Source organism: Mycobacterium kyogaense (assembly GCF_003254575.1).
Lineage (GTDB): Bacteria > Actinomycetota > Actinomycetes > Mycobacteriales > Mycobacteriaceae > Mycobacterium > Mycobacterium kyogaense.
The window spans coordinates 102523-127369 of record NZ_QJUA01000012.1 but is presented as its reverse complement, the minus strand read 5'-3'; the positions used below and the strand labels follow the sequence as shown (position 1 = coordinate 127369).

Sequence of the window (24847 nt, the reverse complement as noted above, 5' to 3'; positions counted from 1 at the left end):
CCCCCGAACTACCCCCCGACACCCGCTGGCACCCGGTCGGCGACCTGCCGCCGATGGCGTTCGACCACGGCCCGATGGTCGATCACGCGCGCACCAGGCTGGTCGCCAAGCTGTCCTACACCAACATCGGATTCGCCTTGGCACCAAATGAATTCGCCCTCTCGACGCTGCGCGACATCTACAGCGCGGCGCTCGGCCACCCCGTCGATGCGACCAACCTGCAGCGCGTCCTCGAGCGCCGTCACGTGATCACGCGGACCGGCACCACGGCGCGCTCGGGCCGCAGCGGGGGTCGGCCGGCGGCGCTCTACCGGTTCGCCGACGCCCGGTACCGGGTCACCGACGAGTTCGCTGCATTACGTCCGCCCGGGTGAGTCGACTGGCTTCTTAACGCATTCTTAAGTAAGAATGCCTGGATGGACTTGGGCAGCGCGGCGCGGGCGACAGGGGCCGAATGGATCGGCCAACCACACCATGAGGTGCTTCGCCCCAGGCAGCGCCCGGTGGTGCCGTCCGAAGACCCCTTCTATGAGCCGCCCGAAGGCTACGAACACGCCCGTCCCGGCACCGTGCTGCGCTCCCGCGACGTCGAGCTGGCGTTCCTCGGCCTGGTGCCGCAGAAGTTCCGTGCCACCCAACTGCTCTATCGCACGACCGATTTCCAAGGCGATCCCCAGGCCAGCGTCACCACGGTGCTGATCCCGACCGAACGCGACCCCGAGCGGCCGCTGCCGGTGATGTCCTACCAGTGCGCCATCGACGCGGTCGCCAGCCGCTGCTTCCCCTCCTACGCGATGCGGCGCGGCGCCAAGGCCATCGGCGCCTTCGCCCAGTTCGAATTCCTGTTGGTGGCCGCTGCACTCGCCGAGGGGTGGGCGGTGTCGGTACCCGATCACGAGGGCTCGACCGGGATGTGGGGCGCTCCCTACGAGCCGGGCTACCACATCCTCGACGGCATCCGGGCCGCCATCAACCACCCGACGTTCCGGCTCTCTGCCGACTCACCGGTCGGCTTGTGGGGCTACTCCGGTGGCGGACTCGCCTCGGCGTGGGCCGCGGAGGTCCACGCCGCCTACGCGCCCGAGCTCAATGTGGTCGGCGCGGTCCTCGGCTCCCCGGTGGGCGACCTCGGGCACACTTTCCGCCGGCTCAACGGCAGCATCTACTCCGGTCTGCCGGCGCTGGTGGTGGCCGCGCTGACCCACATCTACCCGGACCTGGATCGCATCATCTCCGAGCACGCCACGCCGGACGGCAAGGCGCTGCTGGAGCGCATCCAGAAGATGACCACCGCCCAGGCGATGGTCACCTGCGCGGGCCGCGACATGGCCGACATGGTCGACCGGCCGCTCGAGGAGATCCTGCTGAGCCCCGAGGTGCAGCACGTGTTCGACAGCATCAAGCTGGGCACGGCGGCGCCGTCGGTCCCGGTCCTGATCGTCCAAGCCGTCCACGACCGCATCATCTCCGTCGACGACATCGACGACCTGGCGCACACCTATGTACGTGGCGGCGCCCATGTCACCTACCACCGCGATCTGTTCAGCGAGCATCTGTTGCTGCACCCGATGTCCGCTCCGATGACGCTGCGCTGGCTGCGCGACCGCTTCGCCGGGAAGCCGCTGCGCGAGAACATCAAACGCACCAAGTGGCCGACGCTGTTGAATCCGTCGACCTACCGCGGCATGGTCACGCTGGGCAAGATCACGGTGAAGGTGATGACGGGGCGACGGGTGGAACGTCAGCCGCTGTCCCGGTTCGACCGGTAGCCGGCCCCGCCGGGTCGACCGGCGGCCAGCCCCCGAGATCGTCACGGCTGGTCGACACGGCGCCCAGCACATAGATCATTGCCGCGACCGCAGCCGGAAACAGCACAGTCAGCGCCACCTGCAGCGGTGTGTGGCCGAAGAACACCGATGGCGCCTCGACGACGTAGGTCACCCGGTTCTGCTCGGTGACGTCCACCGCTGCCACATCGAGGTGCCCGTAGCGGAGTCGCGCGAGCACCGCCCCGGTGCCGACCGCGGCGGCCGACGCCACGACGGAGCCCACACCGAGGGCCGCCATCATCACCGGTCCGCGTTGGGTGCGCCACTGCCACACCGCGACCGCCGCGATCACGGCGAGCACCGAGAGGAACCCGACCATCAGGAACGCCGCGGTGAAGAAATGGTCCCCCTCGTTGCCGAGGTAGGCCTTGACGCGGTCATTGCTGCGCGTCAGCGCGACGACGCTGTGGATCGGCGGTGCCAGCCACGCCCACAGCGCCCCGCACACCGCTCCGGCGATCGCGAGCGCGACGACGACCTGCAGGGTGGCGTGCACGCGTGACGTCGTCGTAGCGCCGGTGGTCTCGAGAACTTCGGTCATCGGTACAGCTCCAGATCTTTAGAGTCCACCTGGCCGTGGCGCGAGCACTTGGCCCACCAGCCGTCGGGGCGGACCTGCACCACCATCCGGCGGCCGCAATCGGCGCAGAACCGCGGAGGTTCCAGACCGAGCGCCGCGGCGGTGGGCACGGTGCTGCCCGCGGGCTCACCGGTGTAGACGTTGAAGACGCCGGCACCCACCGGCGCGGGCAGCTCGTGCACCATCACAGGCTGGCGTTGAGTGCCTTGATCGGCATCTGCAGATCCTCGAGCAGCTCGAGGTCGGCCTCGGCCGGCCGGCCCAGGGTCGTCAGGTAGTTGCCGACGATGACGGCGTTGATGCCGCCGAGGATGCCCTTCTTGGCACCGAGGTCGCCCAGTGTGATCTCCCGGCCGCCGGCGAAGCGGAGCATCGTGCGGGGCAGGGCGAGCCGGAACGCGGCGACGGCCTTGAGTGCCTCGGCGGCCGGCAGCACCTCCAGATCGCCGAACGGGGTGCCCGGGCGCGGGTTCAGGAAGTTCAGCGGGACCTCGTGCGGATCCAGCTGGGCGAGGTTGGCGGCGAACTCCGCACGCTGCTCGAGCGTCTCCCCCATTCCGAGGATGCCGCCGCAACACACCTCCATCCCGGCCTCGCGCACCATCTCCAGGGTCTCCCAGCGCTCCTCCCACGTATGGGTGGTCACCACGTTGGTGAAGAAGGACTGCGCGGTCTCGAGGTTGTGGTTGTAGCGGTGCACGCCCATGTCCTTGAGGCGGTCCACCTGCTCCTGGGTGAGCATGCCGAGCGAGCACGCGATCTGGATGTCGACCTCGTTGCGGATGGCCTCGATGCCCGCGGCCACCTGAGCGAGCAACCGCTCGTCGGGCCCGCGGACCGCGGCCACGATGCAGAACTCGGTGGCTCCGGTCTTCGCGGTCTGCTTGGCCGCCTCCACCAGGCTCGGCACATCGAGCCACGCGCTGCGCACGGGCGAGGCGAAAAGCCCTGACTGCGAACAGAAGTGGCAGTCCTCGGGGCAGCCGCCGGTCTTCAGGCTGATGATGCCCTCGACCTCGACGTCCGGGCCGCAGTGGGCCATGCGGACCTCGTGGGCCAGCGCGAGGAGATCGTCGAGGCGATCGTCGGGCAGTTGCAGCACCTGCAGCGTCTGGTCCTGATCGAGGCCGACACCCCGCTCGAGCACCTGCTCACGTGCCACCGCCAGAATGTCGCTCATCCGTTGTCTCCCTCACTGCCCATGCTCGTGAACACGTCGGCGGAGCCGCCTGTTGAACACCGTCGGCGGAGCCGACAATTGAACGGTGTTCAGGTTAGGGTACTGGCGTGCAGCTCCACAAACGCGACGTGGTCGCCGCGGCGACGTCGCTGCTCGACGATTTCGGGCTGGCCGATCTGTCGATGCGGCGCCTCGCTCGCGAGCTCCAGGTGTCCCCGGGCGCGCTGTACTGGCACTTCGCGAACAAGCAGCAACTGCTCGGCGCCGTGGCCGACCATGTGCTGGCGCCGGTGGGTCGGCCGTCGGGCGGTTGGCCGTCCCGCGTCGGGGCTCTGTGCCGACAGGTGCGCGATGCGCTGCTGTCCCACACCGACGGCGCAGAGCTGGTGTCGGCCAGCTTCGCCGCCGCCGAGTCGACCGTGATGGCCGACGTGGTGGGGCAGCTGACTGACGCCGCCACCGAGGCGGGGGTGCCGGCCACCAATGCCGAGCTCACCGCCCGCACCGTCGTCTACTACGTGCTCGGCTTCACCGTCGACGAGCAGTCACGCCGGCAGTGGGACGCCGCCGGCGCGGACCTGCCCGACGCGTCACTGTTGACCGACGACCAGGACACCCGGTTCGACTTCGGCGTGCGCCTGCTGATCGACGGCATCCTGGCGCGCCGGGAGCAGCGCGTCTAGCCACCTGCAGATCAGGTGATCCAGTGTTCCTGTTTGGCGTTGCCGTCCCAGTGCCGCAGCGCGGTCAGCTCACCCTCGATGTCGCCGGCGATGCCCGGCACCGTCAAAGCGAGCGGCACGAGATCGGGCGGGATACGCCGGCCGAGGGTGACGTGCGGCGTCCATCGGCCCGGATCTGCATGTGGCAGAACGCCTTCGGGCGTGTGCGGTAGGCATGCGTGATGGACGCCGGCGTGCAGCGCCAGCAGTTCGGCCGACGGCACGACCAGGCGCACCAGCGTGACGGTGCGCCCGCCGCCGAACAGCATCGGTGCGCCGATCACGCACGGGAGCGGCAATCGGTCCAGCAGCGCCTCCAGCGCAGCGTCGACGGCGTCATCCATGTGCGCGGCCACCGTGAGCGTGACATGCGGCCGGTTGCTCGGGGCGGTGTGTCCCGCCTGGCTGGGTACGCCCGCGGCCGCCAGGCCGTCCCACAGGCCGCGCACCGTCGACTCGGTGGTGACGTCGAAGAGTGCCTCGACCGAATGCACCACTAGCTCAGCCCGGCGACCCAGGTCGGGTCGAACGCCCTGGCACTGACCCCTGCGAAGTCGGAGGCGCCGAGAGCGCCGAGGCCGGCGGGTAGCGCCGCACGGACGGGGGCCAGGCGCGCCAGCGCTTCGCGGTTGTCGACCTCGGCGACGCCGGGCTGGGCCGGCCATGAGCCGATCACCAGTCCGGCACACCGAACATGGTGCGCGGCAAGGGCTTCGATGGTCAGCGCGGTGTGGTTGAGGGTGCCGAGCCCGGCGGCGACCACGATCAGGACCGGCGCGGCGAGCTCGGCGGCCAGGTCACGCAGCGTCACGCCGTCGGCGCCGACCTCGACGAGCAGTCCGCCGGCGCCCTCGACCAGGGTGAGGCGACCGGGAGCGTCCGCGCGCCGGATCAGTTCGACGAGCTCCGTACGCGTGGGCAGCGCGGCGCCGGAACGCTGCGCGGCGGCCACCGGCGCCAGCGGCTCCGGATAGCGCCACCCGGCGAACAGCTGCGTCACGCCGGCCTGCCGACCGATCTCGGCCAGGTCGTCGTCGCCGTCGTCGGTGCCCGTCTGCACGGGCTTGCACACCGCCACGTCGAGGCCGGCCAGCCGGGCATGGCAGGCCAGCGCAGCGGTGGCCACCGTCTTGCCGACCCCGGTCCCGGTGCCGGTGACGACGAGCACGCTCATCGCGCCGCCAGGACGTCCGTCAGCACCCGCCGCGCCACGGCCATCTCGTCGTCGGTCAGCGACGCCCGAGCGGTCAGCCGCAGCCGCGAGGTACCGGCCGGCACGCTCGGCGGTCGGAAGCAGCCGACCCGCACCCCGGAGTCGAGACAGGCCGCCGCCGCGGCGAACGCCACCTCCGGGTCACCGAGGATCACCGAGACCACCGCCGACGTCGGGGTCTCGGCCACGTCGCAGATCTCGGCCAGGGCCGCGGCGTGCTCGAGCACGCGAGCGGCCCGCCAGGGCTCGTCGATCAGCACGCCGAGCGCGGCGTGTGCGGCACCGACGGCAGCCGGCGCCAGGCCGGTGTCGAAGATGAACGGTCGCGCCGCGTCGATGAGATGCTCGCGTACCGCGGCCGGTCCGAGCACGACCCCACCCTGGCTGCCCAGCGCCTTCGACAGCGTCGTCGTCATCACCACATCGGGTGCGCCCGCCAAGCCGACTTCGTGCAGCAGTCCGCGTCCGCCCGGGCCTCGCACGCCGAGCCCGTGCGCCTCGTCGACGATCATCAGCGCGCCGTGTCTGCGGCAGGCCTCGTGCAGCGCGGTCAGCGGGGCCAGGTCGCCGTCGGCGGAGAACACCGAGTCGGTGATCACGACGGCCCGGTCCTCGGCGCGGCCGGCGAGGGCAGCTGCCACGGCCGCGACGTCGCCGTGCGGGGTGACGACCACGCGGGCCCGCGACAGGCGGCAGGCGTCGACCAGCGAGGCGTGGGTGAGCGCATCGGAGACCAGCAGGGTGCCGGGACCCGAAAGAGCCACCACGGCACCGAGATTGGCGGTGTATCCGGAGGAGAAGACCAGCGCCGACTCCGCGCCGACGAAGTCGGCGAGATCGCGTTCGAAAGTCTCGTGGAGCTCGGTGTTGCCGGTGACCAGCCGGGACCCCGTGGCGCCCGCACCCCAGGTGCGCAGGGCTTCGACGCCACCGTCGAGTACCCGGGGGTGCTGGGAGAGGCCGAGGTAGTCGTTGGAGGCGAGATCGAGTTCGGCGCCGACGGGCGGGCGGGTGCGCAGGCTGCGGCGTAGGCCGGCGCTGCGGCGCTCGGTCGCGACATCGTCGAGCCAGGCCAACGGATCCAGACCGACGCGCGTCACCGGCGCTCCTCTTCTCGCATGCCCGACTTGAACACCGTTCAGGTTAGTGCACGCGCGACCTCGATCATCGCCGAGGTGATCTGGCCGATCTCGTCGGCGGTACAGATATAGGGAGGCATCACGTAGACGAGATTGCGGAACGGCCGCAGCCACACCCCGTGCTCGACGGCCACCGGTGTCGCGACGCGCAGATCGACATCCCGGTCGAGTTCCAGCACGCCGATCGCGCCGAGCACCCGCACGTCGACCACGTTCGGCAGCTCGGCTGCGGGCGCCAACCCGGACCGCAGCCCCGCTTCGATGTCGCGCACCTGCGACCGCCACTCCCCGGTCGCCAGGAGCTCCAGGGACGCGACGCTGACCGCGCAGGCCAGCGCGTTGGCCATGAACGTCGGACCGTGCATCAGCGCCCCGGGCGGGTGCGCGCTGATCGTCTCCGCGACCGCGCGGGTGCACAGCGTCGCCGCCAGCGTCAGGTACCCGCCGGTCAACGCCTTGCCCACGCACATGATGTCGGGGGTGACCCCGGCGTGGTCCGCGGCGAACAGCTCGCCGGTGCGGCCGAACCCGGTGGCGATCTCGTCGAAGATCAGCAGCACGCCGTGCTCGTCGCAGACGCGGCGTAGATCGGCAACGTAGCGGGGATCGTGGAACCGCATGCCGCCCGCGCCCTGCACGACGGGCTCGATGATCACGGCGGCGAGCTCGTCGGCGTGACGGGCCAGCTGGTCGGCGAAGGCCGCGCTGTAGGCCGGGTCGTACTCGGCGGGGACGGCCGGCGCGAACACCTGGTCGGCCAGCAGGGAATGCGCCCCGGTCCACAGCGTGTGCATGCCGCCGTCCGGATCGCACACGCTCATCGGAGTGAAGGTGTCCCCGTGATAGCCGCCGCGCCACGTCATCAACCGGCTCTTGTCGGCGCGACCGCTGCTGCGCCAGTACTGCAGCGCCATCTTGACCGCGACCTCGACCGATACCGAACCGGAATCGCTGAAGAACACCGTCTCCAGGCCTGCCGGCGTCATGTCGACGAGCAGCTGCGCGAGCCGGGCCGCGGGCTCGTGCGTCAGGCCGCCGAACATGACGTGGTTCATGGTCGCGAGCTGGCGTGTGATCGCGGCGTCCAGCGCGGGGTGGCCGTGGCCGTGCACCGCGGTCCACCACGACGCCATCGCATCGAGCACCTCGACGGGTCGGCCGCCGCGGTCGAGGGTGAGCCAGGCGCCCCGGGCTCCCGTCGCGACCATCGGCGCCAGCGCGTCGGCTCCTATCGCGCTGTAGGGATGCCAGATGTGGGCCGCGTCGACCGCGCTGATCTCGATAGGCGTCATCGCAGGCACCTTCGGTAGATTAGCCGTCGATCATGAAGACCCTCTCCTCCGCCCGGCCCGCCGCGACGGCTCCGGCGACCCAGATGGGGACGCGGAGTGCGGGGTTCTACCGGCACGACCTCGACGGGCTGCGCGGTGTCGCGATCGCGCTGGTCGCGGTCTTCCATGTGTGGTTCGGCAGGGTGTCCGGCGGCGTCGACGTGTTCCTCGTCCTGTCCGGGTTCTTCTTCGGTGGGCGCCTGCTGCGCGGGGTGCTTACCCCGGGCCCGGTCCCGCGGCCCGTCACCGAGATCACCCGGCTGATCCGCCGGCTGCTGCCCGCACTCGTCGTCGTCCTCGCAGTGTCGGCGGTGCTGACGATCCTGATCCAACCCGAGACCCGGTGGGAGACCTTCGCCGACCAGAGCCTGGCGAGCCTCGGCTACTTCCAGAACTGGGAACTGGCCAACACCGCGTCGAACTATCTGCGCGCCGGGGAGGCCGTCAGCCCGCTGCAGCACATCTGGTCGATGTCGGTGCAGGGCCAGTTCTACATCGCGTTCCTCGCGCTGATCCTCGGCTCGGCCCTGCTGTTTCGGCGCGTGTTCCGGCGCCCGTCCGGCCGGCACATGCGCACCGCCTTCGTCGTGCTGCTGAGCGCCTGCGCCATCGCCTCATTCGTCTACGCGATCGTCGCCCACGACACCAATCAGGCCACCGCCTACTACAACAGCTTCGCCAGGGCGTGGGAACTGCTGCTCGGCGCGCTCGTCGGGGCGCTGGTGCCCTCGCTGCGCTGCCCGATGTGGCTGCGCACGCTGGCCGCCCTGGTGGGGCTAGGCGCGATCCTGGCCTGCGGAGCGCTCATCGACGGCGTCAAGGAATTTCCGGGGCCGTGGGCCCTGGTTCCGGTGGGGGCCACACTGCTGTTCATCCTGTCGGCGGCCAACCGCTACGCCGACCCGCACACCGACGGCCGGCTTCCCGTGCCCAACCGTCTCCTGGCCAGCGCCCCGTTCGTCGCGCTCGGCGCGATGGCCTACTCGCTGTACCTGTGGCACTGGCCACTGCTGATCTTCTACCTGGCCTACACCGGGCGCTCCGCGGTCAACGTCGTCGAAGGCGCCGGGGTGCTTCTGGTGTCCGGCGTGCTGGCGTGGCTGACCACCCGCTACGTCGAGGAGCCGCTGCGCAGCGGTCGAGGGCAGCCCGCGCGGCCGAAGGCCCCGACGGTGCCGCTGCGCACCCGGTTGCGCCGCCCGACGATCGTGCTGGGCTCCACGGTCGCCCTGCTCGGTGTCGCCCTGACCGCCACCTCGTTCACATGGCGCGAACACGTCACGGTGCTACGCAACAACGGTCAGGAGCTCCTGGAGCTCAACCCGCGCGACTATCCCGGCGCCCGCGCACTGATCAACCACGTCCGCGTGCCGCAACTGCCGTTCCGGCCCACCGCACTCGAGGCCAAGAACGACATCCCCGAATCCACCACCGACGGCTGCATCAGCGACTTCGACAACGTCGGCGTCATCAACTGCACCTATGGCGACAAGGCGGCAACCCGCACCATCGCACTCGCCGGCGGCTCGCACGCCGAGCACTGGATCACCGCGCTCGATCTCCTCGGTAGGCTGCACCACTTCAAGATCGTCACGTATCTGAAGATGGGCTGCCCGTTGACCACCGAGCAGGTTCCGCTGGTCATGGGCAACAACGACCCCTACCCCAAGTGCCACCAGTGGAACCAGCGCGTGATGGCCAAGCTCATCGCCGACAAGCCCGACTTCGTGTTCACCACGTCGACCCGGCCGTGGAACATCAGACCCGGCGACGTCATGCCGTCCAGTTACCTCGGCATCTGGAAGAAACTGTCGGACAACAAGATTCCGATCCTCGCGATGCGCGACACACCGTGGATGGTGCGTGACGACGAACCGTTCTTCCCGTCGGACTGCCTCGCCGACGGAGGTGACGCCATCTCCTGCGGAATCGAGAGATCCGAAGTACTGTCGGATCACAACCCGACTCTGGACTACCTCGCCCAGTTCCCGTTGCTCAAGCCGCTCGACATGAGCGATGCGGTGTGTCGTCCGGACTACTGCCGAGCCGTGGAGGGGAACGTGTTGATCTATCACGATGCTCATCACATCTCGTCGACCTACATGCGGACGATGACCGGGGAACTCGGCCGGCAGGTGGGCGCCGCCACCGGATGGTGGCCCGTCCCGTGACCATCGTCTGGCCCGGCACCCCCTATCCGCTGGGCGCCACCTATGACGGCGGGGGCACCAATTTCTCCCTGTTCTCCGAAGTCGCCGAGCGGGTCGAACTGTGCCTGATCGCCAAGGACGGCACCGAACAGCGGGTCGAGCTCGACGAGGTCGACAGCTACGTCTGGCATGCCTATCTGCCGGGCGTCAACCCCGGCCAGCGCTACGGCTTCCGAGTGCACGGGCCATGGGATCCCGCCTCCGGCCACCGCTGCGATGCCAGCAAGCTGCTGCTCGACCCGTATGGCAAGGCTTTTCACGGTGACTTCGCGTTCTCCCAGGCGCTGTACTCCTACGATCTGACCGCTGACGACCTGGCCGCAGGCGGCGTCCCACCGCGCATCGACTCACTCGGCCACACCATGACCAGCGTGGTGATCAACCCGTTCTTCCAGTGGGGCAACGACCGCGCCCCGCGCACGCCGTATCACGAGACGGTGATCTACGAGGCCCACGTCAAGGGCATGACCCAGCAGCACCCCGGCATCCCCGAGGAACTGCGCGGCACCTACGCCGGCCTCGGCCACCCCGCGATCATCGACCACCTCAAATCGCTCAACGTGACCGCGATCGAGCTCATGCCGGTGCACCAGTTCATGCACGACCACCGGCTGCTCGACCTCGAACTGCGAAACTACTGGGGCTACAACACTTTCGGCTTCTTCGCCCCACACCACCACTACGCGGCCGCCAAACACGCCGGCGGTGCGGTCGCCGAGTTCAAGACGATGGTGCGCTCGTTCCACGAGGCCGGCATCGAGGTGATCCTCGACGTCGTCTACAACCACACCGCCGAGGGCAACCATCTCGGACCCACCGTGAACTTCCGCGGCATCGACAACGCCGCCTACTACCGGCTCCTCGACGAGGACCGCAAGTACTACAAGGACTTCACCGGCACCGGCAACAGCCTCAACGCCCGCCACCCCCACACCCTGCAGCTGATCATGGACTCGCTGCGCTACTGGGTACTGGAGATGCACGTCGACGGGTTCCGCTTCGATCTGGCCGCCACGCTGGCCCGCGAGTTCTACGACGTCGACCGCCTCTCCGCGTTCTTCGACCTCGTCCAGCAGGACCCGGTGGTCAGCCAGGTGAAGCTGATCGCCGAGCCGTGGGACATCGGCGAAGGCGGATACCAGGTCGGCAATTTCCCAGGTTTGTGGACGGAATGGAACGGGAAGTATCGCGACACTGTGCGCGATTACTGGCGGGGCGAGCCCGCAACCCTTGGTGAATTTGCGTCCCGGCTGACCGGGTCGTCCGACCTCTACGAGGCGACCGGCCGGCGGCCGAGCGCCAGCATCAACTTCGTGACCTGCCACGACGGCTTCACCCTCGCCGACCTGGTGTCCTACAACGAAAAACACAACGAGGCCAACGGCGAGGACAACCGGGACGGCGAAAGCCACAACCGGTCGTGGAACTGCGGCGTCGAGGGTCCCACCGACGATCCCGAGATCCTGGACCTACGCGGTAAGCAGATGCGCAACATCCTGGGCACCCTGATGCTCTCCCAGGGCACGCCGATGATCGCCCACGGCGACGAGATCGGACGCACCCAGAAGGGCAACAACAACGTCTACTGCCAGGACTCCGAGCTGTCCTGGATGGATTGGTCGTTGTGTGAGACCAACGCCGATCTGCTCGAATTCACCCGCAAGGTGGTCAGATTCCGCAAAGAGCATCCCGTCTTCAAACGGCGCCGGTTCTTCGACGGCACGCCGATCCGCACCGGAGACCAGGTTCGCGACATCGCCTGGCTGACCCCGTCGGGCAAGGAGATGGACGCAGCCGACTGGGAGACCGGCCTGGGCCAGTGCGTGGCGGTGTTCCTCAACGGCGAGGCGATCCCCGCACCCGGCGCACGCGGTGAGCGGATCGTCGACGACTCCTTCCTGCTGTGCTTCAACGCCCACGGCGAGGATCAGGATTTCGTTGCGCCGCAGGATGATTACGCCAAAGAATGGGTGGCCGACCTGGACACCGCAGATCCTCGCGGGGCCGCCGAGGTGACGGTCGCGGCCGGCGAGAAGATCACGCTGGCGCCGCGTTCCCTGCTCGTGCTGCGTAAGACCGCCTGATGGCCATCCTGTCCACCTACCGCCTGCAGATGCGCGGCGCGGCCAGCGGTGAGGCCTTCACGTTCGCCGACGCGGAGAAGTTGGTCGACTACCTCGCCGAGCTCGGGGTGTCCCACCTGTACCTGTCGCCGATCCTGACTGCCGCCGAGGGCTCCACGCACGGCTACGACGTCACCGATCCGACCACGATCTCCGCCGAACTCGGTGGCCCCGAGGGGTTCTCACAGCTCGTGTCGACGGCACGCGCCGCCGGCCTCGGCGTCGTCGTCGACATCGTGCCCAACCACGTCGGCGTCGACGTACCGCGGCAGAATGCGTGGTGGTGGGACCTGCTCACCCACGGGCGCGACTCGCAGTACGCCTCCTATTTCGATATCGACTGGACCTTGGACCCCGACGGCCGGATCGTGCTGCCGGTACTGGGCTCCGACGACGATGTCGCGAACCTCACCGTCGACGGTGACACGTTGCGGCTCGGCGACCTGGTCTATCCGATCAGTCCCGGCACGGCCGACGACGGCGCCTCCGGCGCAGTGGTCCACGACCGGCAGCATTACAAGCTGATCGGCTGGCGCCACAACGTCTGCGGATACCGCCGCTTCTTCTCGATCACCTCGCTGGCCGGTCTGCGGCAGGAAGACCGCGCGGTGTTCGACGCCACGCACGTCGAGGTGAAACGCTGGTTCGACGAAGGGCTGGTCGACGGCATCCGGATCGACCACCCGGACGGATTGTCAGATCCCACAAGCTATCTCGAATGGCTTCGCGAGCTGGCGGGTCCGCAGGCATGGATCGTGATCGAGAAGATCCTCGCCGTGGACGAGCCGCTGGACCCGAGCCTGCCGGTCGCCGGCACCACCGGGTACGACGCGCTGCGCGAAGCCGGGGGCGTGTTCGTCGACCCCACCGGCGAGCCGGCGCTGACCGAGCTGATCGACTCCGCCGGCATCGACTACGCCGACATGGGCCACGAAGCACGCCGCCTGAAGGTGCAGGCGGTCACCGTCACTCTCGCCAGTGAACTGGCCCGCTTGCGGCGGGCGGTCGTGGCGACCACGGGACGTGACCACGACCTGCTACCCGAGGCAGTTGCGGAACTGCTCAGCCACATCGGTGTCTATCGCTCCGACTACCTGTCGCTGTCCCTCGTCCTGCCGGCCGCACTCGCCGAGACCACCACGGCACGGCCCGATCTCGCCGAGCCGCTCACACTGCTGACCGCCGCGCTGACCCCCGGCTCGGAAGTCGGCGTGCGGCTGCAGCAGCTGTGTGGCGCGGCGACCGCGAAATCCATGGAGGACTGCCTGTTCTACCGGGACGCCCGGCTGGTCTCGCTGAACGAGGTCGGCGGCGAACCGGAGCACTTCGGGGTCAGCGCGCCGGAGTTCCACACCCGGGCGCAGGCGCGCGCCACCCTGTGGCCGTCGGCGATGACGACGCTGTCCACCCACGACACCAAACGCGGCGAGGACGTCCGAGCGCGGATCGGCGTGCTCTCCCAGGTGCCCTCGCTGTGGACGGAGATGGTGCAGGGCTGGGAGCGCGCTACCCCCTCCCCCGATCCCCTGACCGGACTCTTCCTGTGGCAGAACATCTTCGGCGTGTGGCCGGTCGACGGAACCGTCACCGACGAGCTACGGGGCCGGTTGCACGCCTACACCGAGAAAGCGATCCGCGAGGCGGCGCTGCACACCACCTGGAACGATCCCGACTCCGACTTCGAATCCGCGGTGCACGGGTGGATCGACAGCGTGCTCGACGGCCCGGTGGCCGCCGAACTCACCGCGCTGGTTGCTCGACTGGATCCGCACACCCGCGGTGATGCGTTGGGCCAGAAGCTGATTGCGCTCACCGGCCCCGGGGTGCCCGATGTCTACCAGGGCACCGAACTCTGGGAGGACAGCCTCGTCGATCCCGACAACCGGCGCGCGGTCGACTACCGAGCGCGCCGTGCCGCACTGGCCGACGGCAACCACCCGAAGATGCGCGTCGTGACCGAGGCGCTGAAGTTGCGCCGAGAACGACCCGATACGTTCCTGGCCGGCGGTTACCGCGCGGTGCCGGCGGACGGCACCGCGGCAGAACACGTCGTCGCGTACGGCCGCGGCACCGACGTCACGGTGGCCGTCAGCCGATGGACAGCACGCCTCACCGACTGGGGGGACACCTCTGTGACACTCGCCGACGGATCGTGGACCGACCGGCTCAGTGGGCGAACGCATTCCGGCACCGTGCCGGCCGCCGAGCTATTCGGCGACCTGCCGGTCGCACTGCTGGTGCGTACCGATGCCTGAGCACGAGTTCGCGGTGTGGGCGCCGCGGCCGGACCGAGTTCGGCTCGACCTCGACTTCGCCCTGTACCCGATGGAGCGCAGCGACGACGGCTGGTGGCGGGCGACGGTCGATGCCGCACCTGACGCGCGCTACGGCTTCGTGCTGGGCGACGACCCGAAGGTGCTGCCCGATCCCCGCTCGCCGCGTCAGCCCGAGGGCGTCCACGAACGCTCACAGCTGTGGCAGCCGTCGGCCGACGCGTGGTCCGACAGCGACTGGGCCGGCCGGTCCATCGAGGGTGCGGTGATCTACGAGCTGCACATCGGCACCTTCACGCCGGCCGGGACGCTCGACGCCGCCATCGACAAGCTCGACTATCTCGTCGACCTCGGTGTCGACTTCGTCGAAGTGATGCCGGTCAACGCCTTCGGCGGCACCCACGGCTGGGGTTACGACGGAGTGCTCTGGTATGCCGTGCACGAACCGTACGGCGGCCCCGACGCGCTGATCCGCTTCGTCGACGCCTGCCACCAGCGGGGTCTCGGCGTCCTCATCGACGCGGTGTTCAACCACCTGGGCCCCTCTGGCAACTACCTCCCCGAGTTCGGCCCGTACCTGTCGTCGGGCTCCAACCCGTGGGGCGAGTCGATCAACATCGGCGACGCGGGCGCTGATCAGGTGCGCCGCTACATCCTCGACTGTGCGCTGCGCTGGATGCGCGACTTCCACGCCGACGGGCTGCGCCTCGATGCCGTGCACGCCCTCGTGGACACCACCGCGATCCACATCCTCGAGGAGATGGCGGCCGAAACCGATTCTCTGGCAGCCGATGTGGGGCGGCCGCTGTCACTGGTCGCCGAGAGCGACCTGAACGACCCACGTCTGATCACCCCGCGTGACCAGGGCGGGCTGGGCATGACCGCGCAGTGGGACGACGACATCCACCATGCCATCCACACCGCCGTGTCCGGCGAGCGGCAGGGGTACTACGGCGATTTCGGCACACTGGAGACGCTGGCCCAGACGCTGCGTCACGGCTACTTCCATGCGGGGACGTTCTCGTCGTTCCGGCAGCGTCGGCACGGCAGACCGCTGGACACGGCCACGATCCCGGCGACCCGCCTGCTGGCCTACACGCTCACCCACGACCAGGTGGGCAACCGGGCCATCGGTGACCGGCCGTCACAGAACCTGACCACCGGCCAGCTGGCCGTCAAGGCGGCGCTTGCGCTGGGATCTCCCTACACCGCAATGCTTTTCATGGGCGAGGAGTGGGCGTCGTCGTCACCGTTCCAATTCTTCAGCAGCCACCCCGAACCCGACCTGGCGCGGGCGACCGCCGAGGGTCGCAAGAAGGAGTTCGCCAGTCACGGGTGGGACGCCGACGAGATCCCCGATCCCCAGGACCCGGCGACGTTCGAGCGGTCGAAGCTGGACTGGGACGAGGTCGACGACGGTGACCACGGCCGGCTGCGGGCGTTCTACCAGAGCCTGATCGCGCTGCGCAAAGCCGAACCCGACCTGGCTGACCCGTGGCTGGACCACCTGCTGATCGACTACGACGAGGACGCGCGCTGGTTCGTCATGCACCGCGGCGGCATCGCCGTCGCCTGCACTCTCGGGGAGAGCGACGCCGACGTCCCCGTGACCGGTGACGTCTTGGTGAGCTGGGGCGACCCCGAGGTGGGTGCCGAAACGACCCGGATGGCCGGGCATTCCGTCGCGGTGTTGCGTCAGGTCAGGTAGCGGTAGGTCGGCGAGCCCGGCTCGAGCAGCTCAACGTGGCATTCCGATGTCGACATCCGCTCGAGGAGCCCCTCCAGGTCCGCTGCCGAGGCCATCTCGATACCGACCAGCGCTTCACCGGTCTCCCGGTTGTTGCGCTTGACGTATTCGAACAGCGTGACGTCGTCATTGGGGCCCAGCACCTCGTCGAGGAAGCGTCGGAGTGCGCCGGGCTCCTGCGGGAAGTCGACCAGGAAGTAATGCTTGAGACCCAGGTGTACCAGTGACCGTTCGAGCACCTCGCCGTAGCGGGACACGTCGTTGTTGCCGCCCGAGATCAGACACACCACCGTCGAGCCCGGCTCGATGTCGGCCTCCAGCAGCGCCGCCACTGACAGCGCCCCGGCGGGCTCGGCGATGATGCCCTCGTTCTGATAGAGGTCCAGCATCGCGGTGCACACCGCACCCTCGTCGACCGTGGTGATCGACACCATGTCCCCCGCGGCCGACAGCGCCGCGAACGGGAGCGTGCCGACGCGGGCGACGGCGGCGCCGTCGACGAACTGGTCGACATCGGTCAGCGTCACCGGCTCGCCGCTGGCCAACGCGGCCACCAGCGCTGCCGCTCCGGCCGGCTCCACACCCAGCACCGACGTGGTCGCGGTGCGCTCGGCCAGGTAGGTGGTGACGCCGCTGATGCAGCCGCCGCCACCCACCGGGACGACCACCAGGTCGGGCTCGGCACCGAGCTGTTCGAGGATTTCGACCGCGATGGTGCCCTGCCCGGCCATCGTGCGCAGATCGTCGTAGGGCGGCACCAGCGTCGCGCCGGTGCGGGCGACATCGTCGCGGGCGGCCTCGGCGGCCAGGTCATAGGTCTTACCGCCGACGATGAGCTCGATGAACTCCCCGCCGTGATAGCGGATCCGGTTGCGCTTCTGCTTCGGGGTCTTGGCCGGCACATAGACGCGGCCGTGCACGCCCATGGACCGGCAGGCCAGCGCGAAACCCTGCGCGTGGTTGCCCGCCGACGAGCACACCACGCCGGCAGCCTTCTCCTCCGGGGTCAGCTGCATCAGCAGGTTGTAGGCGCCGCGCAGCTTGTACGAGCGCACCGCCTGCAGATCCTCGCGTTTGAGGTACACCTGCGCGCCGGTCAGCGCCGAGAGCCGGTCGCTGTACTGCAGCGGTGTCTTCGACACCACAGCCGAAATTCGCGCAGCGGCCTCGTCGATGTCGGCGGCGCGCAGAGGCGCACCACCCAGATCGAATCGGGGGCTCTGGCTCAGCTCGGTGGACACGCCGACCATGGTGCCACCGGATGCTCCTACAGCGGAAATGGACAGCCGCCCGGGCCGAGACGCGGAGGGACGACATCAGGGTTTCGGCTAGCCGAAAACTCATCTACGGGTTATCGTGGAGCACATGACCACCGCGCAGGAATTCGGCAATGCAGTGAGCCGCCCCGCCGGCTCGGTCTCGATCGCCGGCGTGTTGTGGCCCACCTACAAGGTGGTCGCGCTGCTGGTCGGGCTGATCGTCTTCGCCGGAGTGGCCGTGATGACGTCGACGGCCGCAGCGGCCGTGCTCAGCGGAGCCGGTGCCGCGGCCGTCGTGTGGCTCACCGCGGGTCTGCTGAACCCCTCGAAGAGCTGACCGCCTGACGCCGCACGAGCGGCAGAGCCACCAGTGCAAGCCCCTGGATGGCAACCACCACACCGATGAGCAGTGGCACCGACCTCTCGTACAGAAACCCCCCGCGCGAGGCCGGCAGCGGGACCGTGATCGACCGCGCACCCTCGTAGACGACATCGGCGAGCAGGCTGACGACCCCGAACGTCGTGACGAACCGCCAGGCGCCCAGCCCCGGCGCGGTCACCCGCCGAGGCAGCCCGGTCCGAGCAACTCCTTGAGGTCGCCCATCAGCGCGGATGACGGTGTCACGCGCAGGGATTGGTCGAGTTCCAGCGTGGTGATGCGCTCACCACTGATGAGCCGCAGATGCACCTGGGCGGTACCGGGATGGCGCGCGAGGACCTGCTTGAGGGCACTGACCTTGTCGACGGTGCACTGTCGCGTCGGCAGGCTCACCGCAACCGGCCGGTTGGCCTGTGCGCTGGAGAAGTCCGGGACGATCAGCTCGTTGGCGATCAACGAGATCCGGTCGTCGCGCTTGGCCACCTTGGCGCCGATCAGCACCACGACGTCGTCGGCGATCTCGGCGCCGAACATCGAGTACGTCTGCGGGAAGAACAACACCTCGATACCGCCGGAGAGGTCTTCGATCTGCGCCGACGCCCACGGCAGACCGTTCTTGTTCACCCGGCGGTTGACCGACGCCAGGATGCCGCCGACGCGGACCTGGGTGTCGTTGGCGATGTCGCCTTCCAAGATCGCCGGGATCTGGGTGTCGACCTGCGCGGCCAGCAGATGCGCGATCCCGTTCAGCGGATGCCCGGACACGTAGAGGCCCAGCATCTCGCGCTCCAGCGCCAGCTTGTGCTTGTCCTCCCACTCCTCCTCGGGCACCTTGATCGTGAACACCGACTCCGTCTCGGAGTCACCGCCGCCGAACAGGTCGAACTGCCCCATGGCCTCGGCCTTCTTGGTACCGAGCACCGAGTCCACCGCGTCGGTGTGCACGAGGAACAGACCCTTGCGCGGATGCCCCAGCGAATCGAAGGCCCCGGCCTTGATCAGAGACTCCGTCACCTTCTTGTTGCAGGCGGTGATGTCGATCTTGTTGAGGTAGTCCGAGAAGTCGGCGTACTTACCCTTTTCGGAGCGCGTGTTGACCAGGGAGGCAACGACATTGGCGCCCACGTTGCGCACCGCGCCGAGACCGAAGCGGATGTCGCTGCCCACCGAGGCGAAGTTCTGCACCGACTCGTTGACATCGGGCGGCAGCACCGTGATGCCGAGGCGTCGGCAGTCGGCCAGGTAGACCGCGGCCTTGTCCTTGTCGTCGCCGACGGAGGTGAGCAGACCGGCCATGTACTCCGCGGGATAGTTCGCCTTGAGGTAGGCCGTCCAGTACGACACCAGCCCGTAGCCGGCGGCATGCGACTTGTTGAACGCATAGCCGGCGAACGGAAGAATGGTGTCCCACAACGCTTTCACCGCGGCGGCGGAGAACCCGTTGGCCGTCATCCCCTCCAGGAAGCCCTTGTACTCGGCTTCGAGGACTTCCAGCTTCTTCTTGCCCATGGCCTTACGCAGCGCATCGGCTTTGCCCATCGAGTAGCCGGCGACCTTCTGCGCGATGAACATGATCTGCTCTTGGTAGACGATCAGGCCGTACGTCTCGGCCAGGATCTCCTTGAGCGGCTCCTCGAGCTCCGGGTGGATCGGCTTGATCGCCTGGCGCCCGTTCTTGCGGTCGGCGTAATCGTTGTGGGCGTTCATGCCCATCGGGCCGGGCCGGTAGAGCGCGAGCACGGCCACGATGTCGTTGAACTCGGTGGGCTGCATACGGCGCAGCAGGTCACGCATCGGGCCGCCGTCGAGCTGGAACACCCCGAGCGTGTCACCGCGGCCCAGCAGTTCATAGGCCAGTGGATCGTCGAGCGCGAGTGATTCGAGGTCGACGTCTTCGCCGCGATTGGCCTTGATGTTCTCGATGCAGTCGCCGATGATCGTCAGGTTCCGCAGCCCGAGGAAGTCCATCTTCAGCAGGCCGATGGCCTCGCACGACGGGTAGTCCCAGCCGGTGATCACCGCACCGTCCTGCGGGCGCTTCCACAGCGGGATCGCCTCCATCAACGGCTCGGAGCTCATGATCACCGCGCACGCGTGGACACCGGCGTTGCGGACCAGGCCCTCCAGGCCGCGCGCCGTCTCGTAGATGGTCCGGACGTCGGGATCGGTGTCGATCAGCGCGCGAACCTCGGCGGCCTCCTTGTACCGCTCGTGGGTCGGATCGGTGATACCCGAGACCGGGATGTCCTTGGCCATGATCGGCGGCGGCAGCGCCTTGGTGATCCGATCGGCGATCGCGAAACCGGGCTGCCCGTAGTGCACACGCGCCGAATCCTTGAGCGCTGCTTTGGTTTTGATCGTGCCGAAGGTGATGACCTGGGCAACCCGGTCGCTGCCCCACTTGTTCGCCGCGTAGCGCAGCATCTCGCCGCGGCGGCGGTCGTCGAAGTCGATGTCGATATCGGGGGCCGACGGGCGTTCCGGGTTCAGGAACCGTTCGAACAGCAGGCCGTGCGGAATGGGATCGATGTTCGTGATCCCCATGGCGTAGGCCACCAGCGAACCCGCGGCCGAACCGCGGCCCGGGCCGACGCGGATGCCCACGGACCGGGCGTAGTTGATGAGGTCGGCGACGATGAGGAAGTACGCCGGGAAACCCTTGTCGCAGATGACCTTGATCTCGTACTCGGCGCGGTCGATGTACTCCTGCGGAACCGGCGCGCCCGCGAACCGGCGCTCCGCCAGGCCGGTCATCACCTCGTGCGTGAGCCAGGACCCCTGGTCGTGCCCCTCGGGGACGGGGAAGATCGGCATCCGATCCTTGGGCGCCCACACCTCGGTGTAGGGCTGCACCCGCTCGGCGATCAAGAGGGTCGAATCGCAGGCGCCGGGCACCTGGTCGTCCCACAGCGCCCGCATCTCGGCCGCGGACTTCAGGTAGTAGCCGTCACCGTCGAACTTGAACCGCGTGGGATCCGACAGGGTCTTACCGGTCTGGATGCAGAGCAGCGCCTCGTGGTTCTGGGAGGCGTCGCGCGTGACGTAGTGGCAGTCGTTGGTCGCCAGCGGCCGGATGTTGAGCTTTCTGCCCACCTCCAGCAGGCCCTCGCGGACGCGGCGCTCGATGTCCAGACCGTGGTCCATCAGCTCGAGGAAGAAGTTCTCCTTGCCGAAGATCTCCTGCCACTTGGCCGCGGCCTCGATCGCCTCCTGGGTGTGGCCCAGCCGCAGTCGCGTCTGCACCTCACCCGACGGGCAGCCCGTGGTGGCGATGATGCCTTCGGAGTGTTCGGCGATGATCTCGGCGTCCATGCGCGACCACTTGCCGAGCTGACCTTCGAACGAGGCCAGCGACGACAGCGTGAACAGGTTGCGCAGACCCGTCGCGTTCTCGGCGACCATCGTCATGTGCGTGTAGGAGCCGCTACCGGAGACGTCGTCGCTCTTCTGGCTGGGATCACCCCAGAGCACGCGCTTGGTGTCGAAGCGCGATGCGGGCGCGATGTAGGCCTCGATGCCGATGATCGGCTTGATGCCGACATCGGTGGCCGCGTTGTAGAACTCGCTGGCGCCGAACATGTTTCCGTGGTCGGTCATGCCGATGGCGGGCATCTCGAGGCGCTGCGCCTCGGCGAGCATCGGCTTGACCTTCGCGGCGCCGTCCAGCATCGAGTACTCGGTGTGGTTGTGGAGATGCACGAATGACCCGCTCATAGGCAGGCCAGTCTATGGCCGCACACCGACACCTCCCGGCGTGTCTCCTGGCGTGTCCCCGCGCGTGTCTCGAGGAGGTTTCGAAGTGACCGTCAGCCCGCGCCGCTGCGCGATGTCAGCAATTTCTCGTCGAAGACGTTGAGCAGTTGCCTGGCAACCATAGAGCCGTCACTGTCGGACGCCACGAATCCGGCGTGGAACGCGATACCCCAGAACACCGACGCCAGAAGGTCCGCCAGGCCCCGGGTGTCGGCCAGGGTGTCGTAGAACCCGTGAATCGCCGCGATGGCCGACTCTGCCGTCGCGTTGCAGTGCACACCTCGACGCTGTTCGACCTGCATGGTCACCAGAAACCGCAGCGCACCGGGTCCTCGCGGCACAGACGTGCGACGGCTTCGGTGAACGCGACGAGCTGAGCGCGCGGTTCCGGGAACTCCCGCGCCTCCGCGATGTAGCGGGCGATCTGCGCATGAACCGCCTGCGCCAGCGCCTCGTAGACCTGTTCGCGAGTGTCGAAGTAGTAGTGCAACGTGGGCCGGCTGACGCCGGCTCGCAGCGCCATCTGCTGAAACGTCGCCGCGGGATAGCCGCTCAGGGCGATGACGTCGCGGGCGGCCCGCAGGATCGTCTGCCGGGTCCGCTCGGAATCCGCTCCCACGGGGCGGCCGCGGCCTCGGGTGCCCGTCGCGCAGTCCACGAGCAAACGCTAGGGCATTGCTGCCAACGGGTCAATCAGCAAACGGGCAAAACTAGGTTCTGGACGGCTGCACGGCACGCCGGTCGGCGCGGGCACGCCGCACCGCGTCGACTGTGAAGACGGCCAGCGCCACCCAGATCAACGCGAAGCCCACCCAACGCGCCGGCGGCATCGGTTCGTGGCCGACGAGCACGCCCCAGGACAGCTGCATCGCCGGCGTCAGATAGAACAGCAGCCCCAACGTCACCATCGGCAACCGCTGCGCGGCGGCGGCGAACAGCAACAGCGGCAGCGCGGTCAGCAGGCCCGACAGCACCATCAACCACACGTGGGAGGCACCGTGATTGCCGAACGTCGCGTGGCCGGAAAGTGTCAGCACCCCCACGTAGGCGAGCGCGAACGGCGTGGCCAGACCTGCCTCCACGCCGACGCTGACGCGGGGATCGGTCGGCACCAGCTTCTTCACCGCGCCGTAGAGGCCGAACGACAGCGCCAGCCCCAGCCCGATCAGCGGTGGCGATCCGACCTCGACGGTCAACACCACGACCGCGACCACCGCGACCGTCAGCGCCGCGATCTGCCAGCGGTTCAGCCGTTCCCGGAAAATGAGCATTCCCAGCGCGATCGACACCAGCGGGTTGATGAAATAGCCGAGCGCGGCATCGACCACGTGCCCGTTGTTGACCGCGTAGACGTAGATCAGCCAGTTCATCGAGATCAGCGCCGCCGCGGCCGTCAGGAGCAGCCACACCCGGCCGGTGATCTCGCGCAGATCGCCCAGTCGGCGCACGGCGGCGACCACGATCACCATCAGAAGGAAGCTCCAGATGATGCGGTGCGCGAGCACCTCCACCGCGCCGGCGGGCTTCAGTAGCGGGAAGAACGCGGGGAACACACCCCACATGCCATAGGCGCCGACGCCGAACAGCAGGCCCGATCTCACCGGCCGGGACCGCGCAGGACGTCCAGTGCGTGTTGCAGATCCGCCGGATACGGACTGGTGATCTCGACCTGCCGGCCATCGGCGGGATGGGCGAAGGCCAACGAGCGCGCATGCAGCCACTGCCGGGTCAACCCCAGCCGCGCGGCCAGCGTCGGATCGGCGCCGTAGGTCAGATCCCCGCAGCACGGGTGGTGCAGAGCGGAGAAATGCACCCGGATCTGATGGGTGCGACCCGTCTCGAGGTGGACGTCGAGCAGGCTGGCGGCCTGGTGAGCCTCGAGCGTGTCGTAGTGGGTGACGCTGTTGCGGCCGCCCTCGACGACCGCGAACTTCCAGTCGTGGCCGCGGTGCCGCCCGATCGGGGCGTCGATCGTGCCGCTGGACGGATCGGGGTGACCCTGCACCAGCGCGTGGTAGCGCTTGTCGACGGTGCGCTGTTTGAAGGCCCGCTTGAGCACCGTGTAGGCGCGTTCGGACAGCGCGACGACCATGACCCCGGAGGTCCCGACGTCGAGGCGATGCACGATGCCCTGGCGTTCGTGGATGCCCGAGGTGCTGATCCGGAATCCCGCGGCGGCCAGTCCGCCGAGCACCGTCGGGCCGTGCCAGCCGACGGTGGCGTGTGCGGCCACCCCCGGGGGCTTGTCGACGGCGACGATGTCGTCGTCGGAGTACAGGATCGTCATGCCCTCGATGTCCTCGGGCACGTTCTCGACGGGTGCGGGCGCCTCGGGCAGCCGCACCTCGAGCCACGCGCCCGCGGTGAGCTTGTCGGACTTGCCCGCCCGCGCGCCGTCGAGCTCGACGCCACCCTCTTCGGCCAGCGCCGCGGCCGCCGTCCGCGACAGCCCCAGCAGACGCGCGATGCCCGCGTCGACCCGCATCCCTGCCAGGCCCTCGGGCACCGGCATCGACCGTGTGGTCACTGCGCGCCGTCACCGCCGGCGCGCCGGCGGCCGGTCGTATCGAAGTCGAACCCGAACAGCGACAGCGCCACCAGGAGGATCGCCCCGCCCACCACCGATGGGTCGGCGACGTTGAAGACGGGCCACCACCCGATCGACAGGAAGTCGACGACGTGCCCGCGCAGCGGACCGGGCGAACGGAAGAACCGGTCCACCAGGTTGCCCATGGCGCCGCCCAGGATCATGCCCAACCCGAGCGCCCACCACGGCGAGACGAGACGGCGCCCCATCCAGATGATGCCGATCACCACGCCGATGGCCACCAGGGTCAGCACCCAGGTGTAGCCGGTCGCCATCGAGAACGCCGCGCCGGAGTTGCGGACCAGCGTCCACGTCACGGTGTCGCCGATGATCGAGACCGGCTGGCCGGGCGTCAGCAGCTCGACCGCGAAGATCTTGGTGACGACGTCGACGACCAGCACCACCGCGGCCACCCCCAGGAGCAGCCGCAGGCGCCGACGCGGGGTCGCGTCGGCCGGCGGTGGGTCCGCGGCATCGCCGGTCGCCGGTCCGGCCGGCTCGGAGGATTCGTCAGTCACGCCG

Annotated in this window: 22 protein-coding genes and 1 pseudogene; 8 read left to right on the top strand and 15 right to left on the bottom strand. The window is 68.8% G+C overall.

The window, feature by feature from the left end; all coding sequences use genetic code 11:
* Both DMB80_RS11515 and DMB80_RS11510 read left to right on the top strand, forming a co-directional pair.
* Positions 1 to 374 (top strand): NUDIX hydrolase (locus DMB80_RS11515; RefSeq protein ID WP_046364701.1); only part of this gene is annotated, 374 nt, incomplete at its 5' end.
* A 42-nt stretch (positions 375 to 416) separates the two neighbouring features.
* Complete coding sequence (locus DMB80_RS11510; RefSeq protein ID WP_111509962.1) at positions 417 to 1769, top strand: lipase family protein; 1353 nt, start codon at positions 417 to 419, stop codon at positions 1767 to 1769.
* Here the strand turns inward: DMB80_RS11510 and DMB80_RS11505 are convergent.
* From DMB80_RS11505 to bioB, 3 genes are read right to left on the bottom strand one after another with little or no spacing between them, the layout of a single operon-like run.
* Positions 1705 to 2370: a DUF2567 domain-containing protein gene (locus tag DMB80_RS11505; protein WP_111509961.1), complete on the bottom strand. Its 666-nt coding sequence runs from the start codon at positions 2368 to 2370 to the stop codon at positions 1705 to 1707. The genes DMB80_RS11510 and DMB80_RS11505 overlap by 65 nt on opposite strands.
* The gene (bsaP, locus tag DMB80_RS11500) at positions 2367 to 2594 is read right to left on the bottom strand and encodes a biotin synthase auxiliary protein BsaP (protein ID WP_046364696.1); all 228 of its coding nucleotides are present in this window, start codon (positions 2592 to 2594) and stop codon (positions 2367 to 2369) included. The genes DMB80_RS11505 and bsaP overlap by 4 nt, the downstream gene beginning before the upstream one ends.
* Positions 2594 to 3589 (bottom strand): biotin synthase BioB, encoded by a 996-nt coding sequence (bioB, locus tag DMB80_RS11495; protein WP_046364695.1) that lies wholly within the window; start codon positions 3587 to 3589, stop codon positions 2594 to 2596. The genes bsaP and bioB overlap by 1 nt, the downstream gene beginning before the upstream one ends.
* 107 nt (positions 3590 to 3696) lie before the next feature.
* Between bioB and DMB80_RS11490 the strand changes: the two genes are divergently transcribed.
* The gene (locus DMB80_RS11490; protein WP_111509960.1) at positions 3697 to 4272 is read left to right on the top strand and encodes a TetR/AcrR family transcriptional regulator C-terminal domain-containing protein; all 576 of its coding nucleotides are present in this window, start codon (positions 3697 to 3699) and stop codon (positions 4270 to 4272) included.
* Between the two features lie 11 nt (positions 4273 to 4283).
* On the opposite strand, the gene DMB80_RS11485 is transcribed toward DMB80_RS11490, so the two are convergent.
* Genes DMB80_RS11485 through DMB80_RS11470 form a run of 4 tightly spaced genes read right to left on the bottom strand, consistent with a single transcriptional unit; the run spans position 4284 to position 7955 of the window.
* Complete coding sequence (locus DMB80_RS11485) at positions 4284 to 4808, bottom strand: 2'-5' RNA ligase family protein (protein ID WP_111509959.1); 525 nt, start codon at positions 4806 to 4808, stop codon at positions 4284 to 4286.
* Positions 4808 to 5485, bottom strand: a complete 678-nt coding sequence (gene bioD, locus DMB80_RS11480; RefSeq protein WP_111509958.1) for a dethiobiotin synthase — start codon at positions 5483 to 5485, stop codon at positions 4808 to 4810. The genes DMB80_RS11485 and bioD overlap by 1 nt, the downstream gene beginning before the upstream one ends.
* Positions 5482 to 6624 carry an 8-amino-7-oxononanoate synthase gene (locus DMB80_RS11475; RefSeq protein ID WP_111509957.1) on the bottom strand — a complete coding sequence of 381 codons (1143 nt, stop codon included), beginning with the start codon at positions 6622 to 6624 and terminating at the stop codon, positions 5482 to 5484. The genes bioD and DMB80_RS11475 overlap by 4 nt, the downstream gene beginning before the upstream one ends.
* A 38-nt stretch (positions 6625 to 6662) precedes the next feature.
* Positions 6663 to 7955 (bottom strand): adenosylmethionine--8-amino-7-oxononanoate transaminase, encoded by a 1293-nt coding sequence (locus tag DMB80_RS11470; protein WP_420812167.1) that lies wholly within the window; start codon positions 7953 to 7955, stop codon positions 6663 to 6665.
* 32 nt (positions 7956 to 7987) lie between these two features.
* On the opposite strand from DMB80_RS11470, the gene DMB80_RS11465 reads away from it, so the two are divergent.
* Genes DMB80_RS11465 through treZ form a run of 4 tightly spaced genes read left to right on the top strand, consistent with a single transcriptional unit; the run spans position 7988 to position 16308 of the window.
* Entirely contained in the window at positions 7988 to 10165 is a 2178-nt protein-coding gene (locus DMB80_RS11465) for an acyltransferase family protein (protein WP_111509955.1), read from the top strand.
* Positions 10147 to 12288: a glycogen debranching protein GlgX gene (glgX, locus tag DMB80_RS11460; RefSeq protein WP_111509954.1), complete on the top strand. Its 2142-nt coding sequence runs from the start codon at positions 10147 to 10149 to the stop codon at positions 12286 to 12288. Before DMB80_RS11465 ends, glgX begins: the two co-directional genes overlap by 19 nt.
* Positions 12288 to 14582 (top strand): malto-oligosyltrehalose synthase, encoded by a 2295-nt coding sequence (gene treY / locus DMB80_RS11455; protein WP_111509953.1) that lies wholly within the window; start codon positions 12288 to 12290, stop codon positions 14580 to 14582. The genes glgX and treY overlap by 1 nt, the downstream gene beginning before the upstream one ends.
* The gene (treZ, locus tag DMB80_RS11450) at positions 14575 to 16308 is read left to right on the top strand and encodes a malto-oligosyltrehalose trehalohydrolase (protein ID WP_111509952.1); all 1734 of its coding nucleotides are present in this window, start codon (positions 14575 to 14577) and stop codon (positions 16306 to 16308) included. The genes treY and treZ overlap by 8 nt, the downstream gene beginning before the upstream one ends.
* On the opposite strand, the gene ilvA is transcribed toward treZ, so the two are convergent.
* On the bottom strand, positions 16296 to 17588 hold the full coding sequence (gene ilvA, locus DMB80_RS11445; protein ID WP_111509978.1) for a threonine ammonia-lyase IlvA: 1293 nt from the start codon (positions 17586 to 17588) through the stop codon (positions 16296 to 16298). The two genes, treZ and ilvA, sit on opposite strands and share 13 nt — an antisense overlap.
* 124 nt (positions 17589 to 17712) lie before the next feature.
* Here ilvA and DMB80_RS11440 point away from each other — a divergent pair, with 124 nt between their 5' ends.
* Complete coding sequence (locus DMB80_RS11440) at positions 17713 to 17943, top strand: hypothetical protein (protein WP_111509977.1); 231 nt, start codon at positions 17713 to 17715, stop codon at positions 17941 to 17943.
* Between the two features lie 13 nt (positions 17944 to 17956).
* Here DMB80_RS11440 and DMB80_RS28920 read toward each other — a convergent pair.
* The 7 genes and pseudogenes from DMB80_RS28920 to lspA all read right to left on the bottom strand — a co-directional run.
* Positions 17957 to 18178, bottom strand: a pseudogene (locus DMB80_RS28920) (hypothetical protein); the annotation flags it as partial.
* On the bottom strand, positions 18163 to 21699 hold the full coding sequence (gene dnaE / locus DMB80_RS11430) for a DNA polymerase III subunit alpha (RefSeq protein ID WP_111509950.1): 3537 nt from the start codon (positions 21697 to 21699) through the stop codon (positions 18163 to 18165). The pseudogene DMB80_RS28920 and the gene dnaE, both read right to left, overlap by 16 nt.
* Positions 21700 to 21791: 92 nt before the next feature.
* Positions 21792 to 22046 carry a hypothetical protein gene (locus DMB80_RS28550; RefSeq protein ID WP_240431129.1) on the bottom strand — a complete coding sequence of 85 codons (255 nt, stop codon included), beginning with the start codon at positions 22044 to 22046 and terminating at the stop codon, positions 21792 to 21794.
* Entirely contained in the window at positions 22043 to 22396 is a 354-nt protein-coding gene (locus tag DMB80_RS28545) for a TetR/AcrR family transcriptional regulator (RefSeq protein WP_240431128.1), read from the bottom strand. Before DMB80_RS28545 ends, DMB80_RS28550 begins: the two co-directional genes overlap by 4 nt.
* 52 nt (positions 22397 to 22448) lie before the next feature.
* Positions 22449 to 23339: an EamA family transporter RarD gene (gene rarD / locus DMB80_RS11420; RefSeq protein WP_111509949.1), complete on the bottom strand. Its 891-nt coding sequence runs from the start codon at positions 23337 to 23339 to the stop codon at positions 22449 to 22451.
* Positions 23336 to 24265: an RluA family pseudouridine synthase gene (locus DMB80_RS11415; RefSeq protein WP_111509948.1), complete on the bottom strand. Its 930-nt coding sequence runs from the start codon at positions 24263 to 24265 to the stop codon at positions 23336 to 23338. The genes rarD and DMB80_RS11415 overlap by 4 nt, the downstream gene beginning before the upstream one ends.
* Positions 24262 to 24843 carry a signal peptidase II gene (gene lspA, locus DMB80_RS11410; RefSeq protein WP_111509976.1) on the bottom strand — a complete coding sequence of 194 codons (582 nt, stop codon included), beginning with the start codon at positions 24841 to 24843 and terminating at the stop codon, positions 24262 to 24264. Before lspA ends, DMB80_RS11415 begins: the two co-directional genes overlap by 4 nt.
* Positions 24844 to 24847 lie beyond the last annotated feature (4 nt).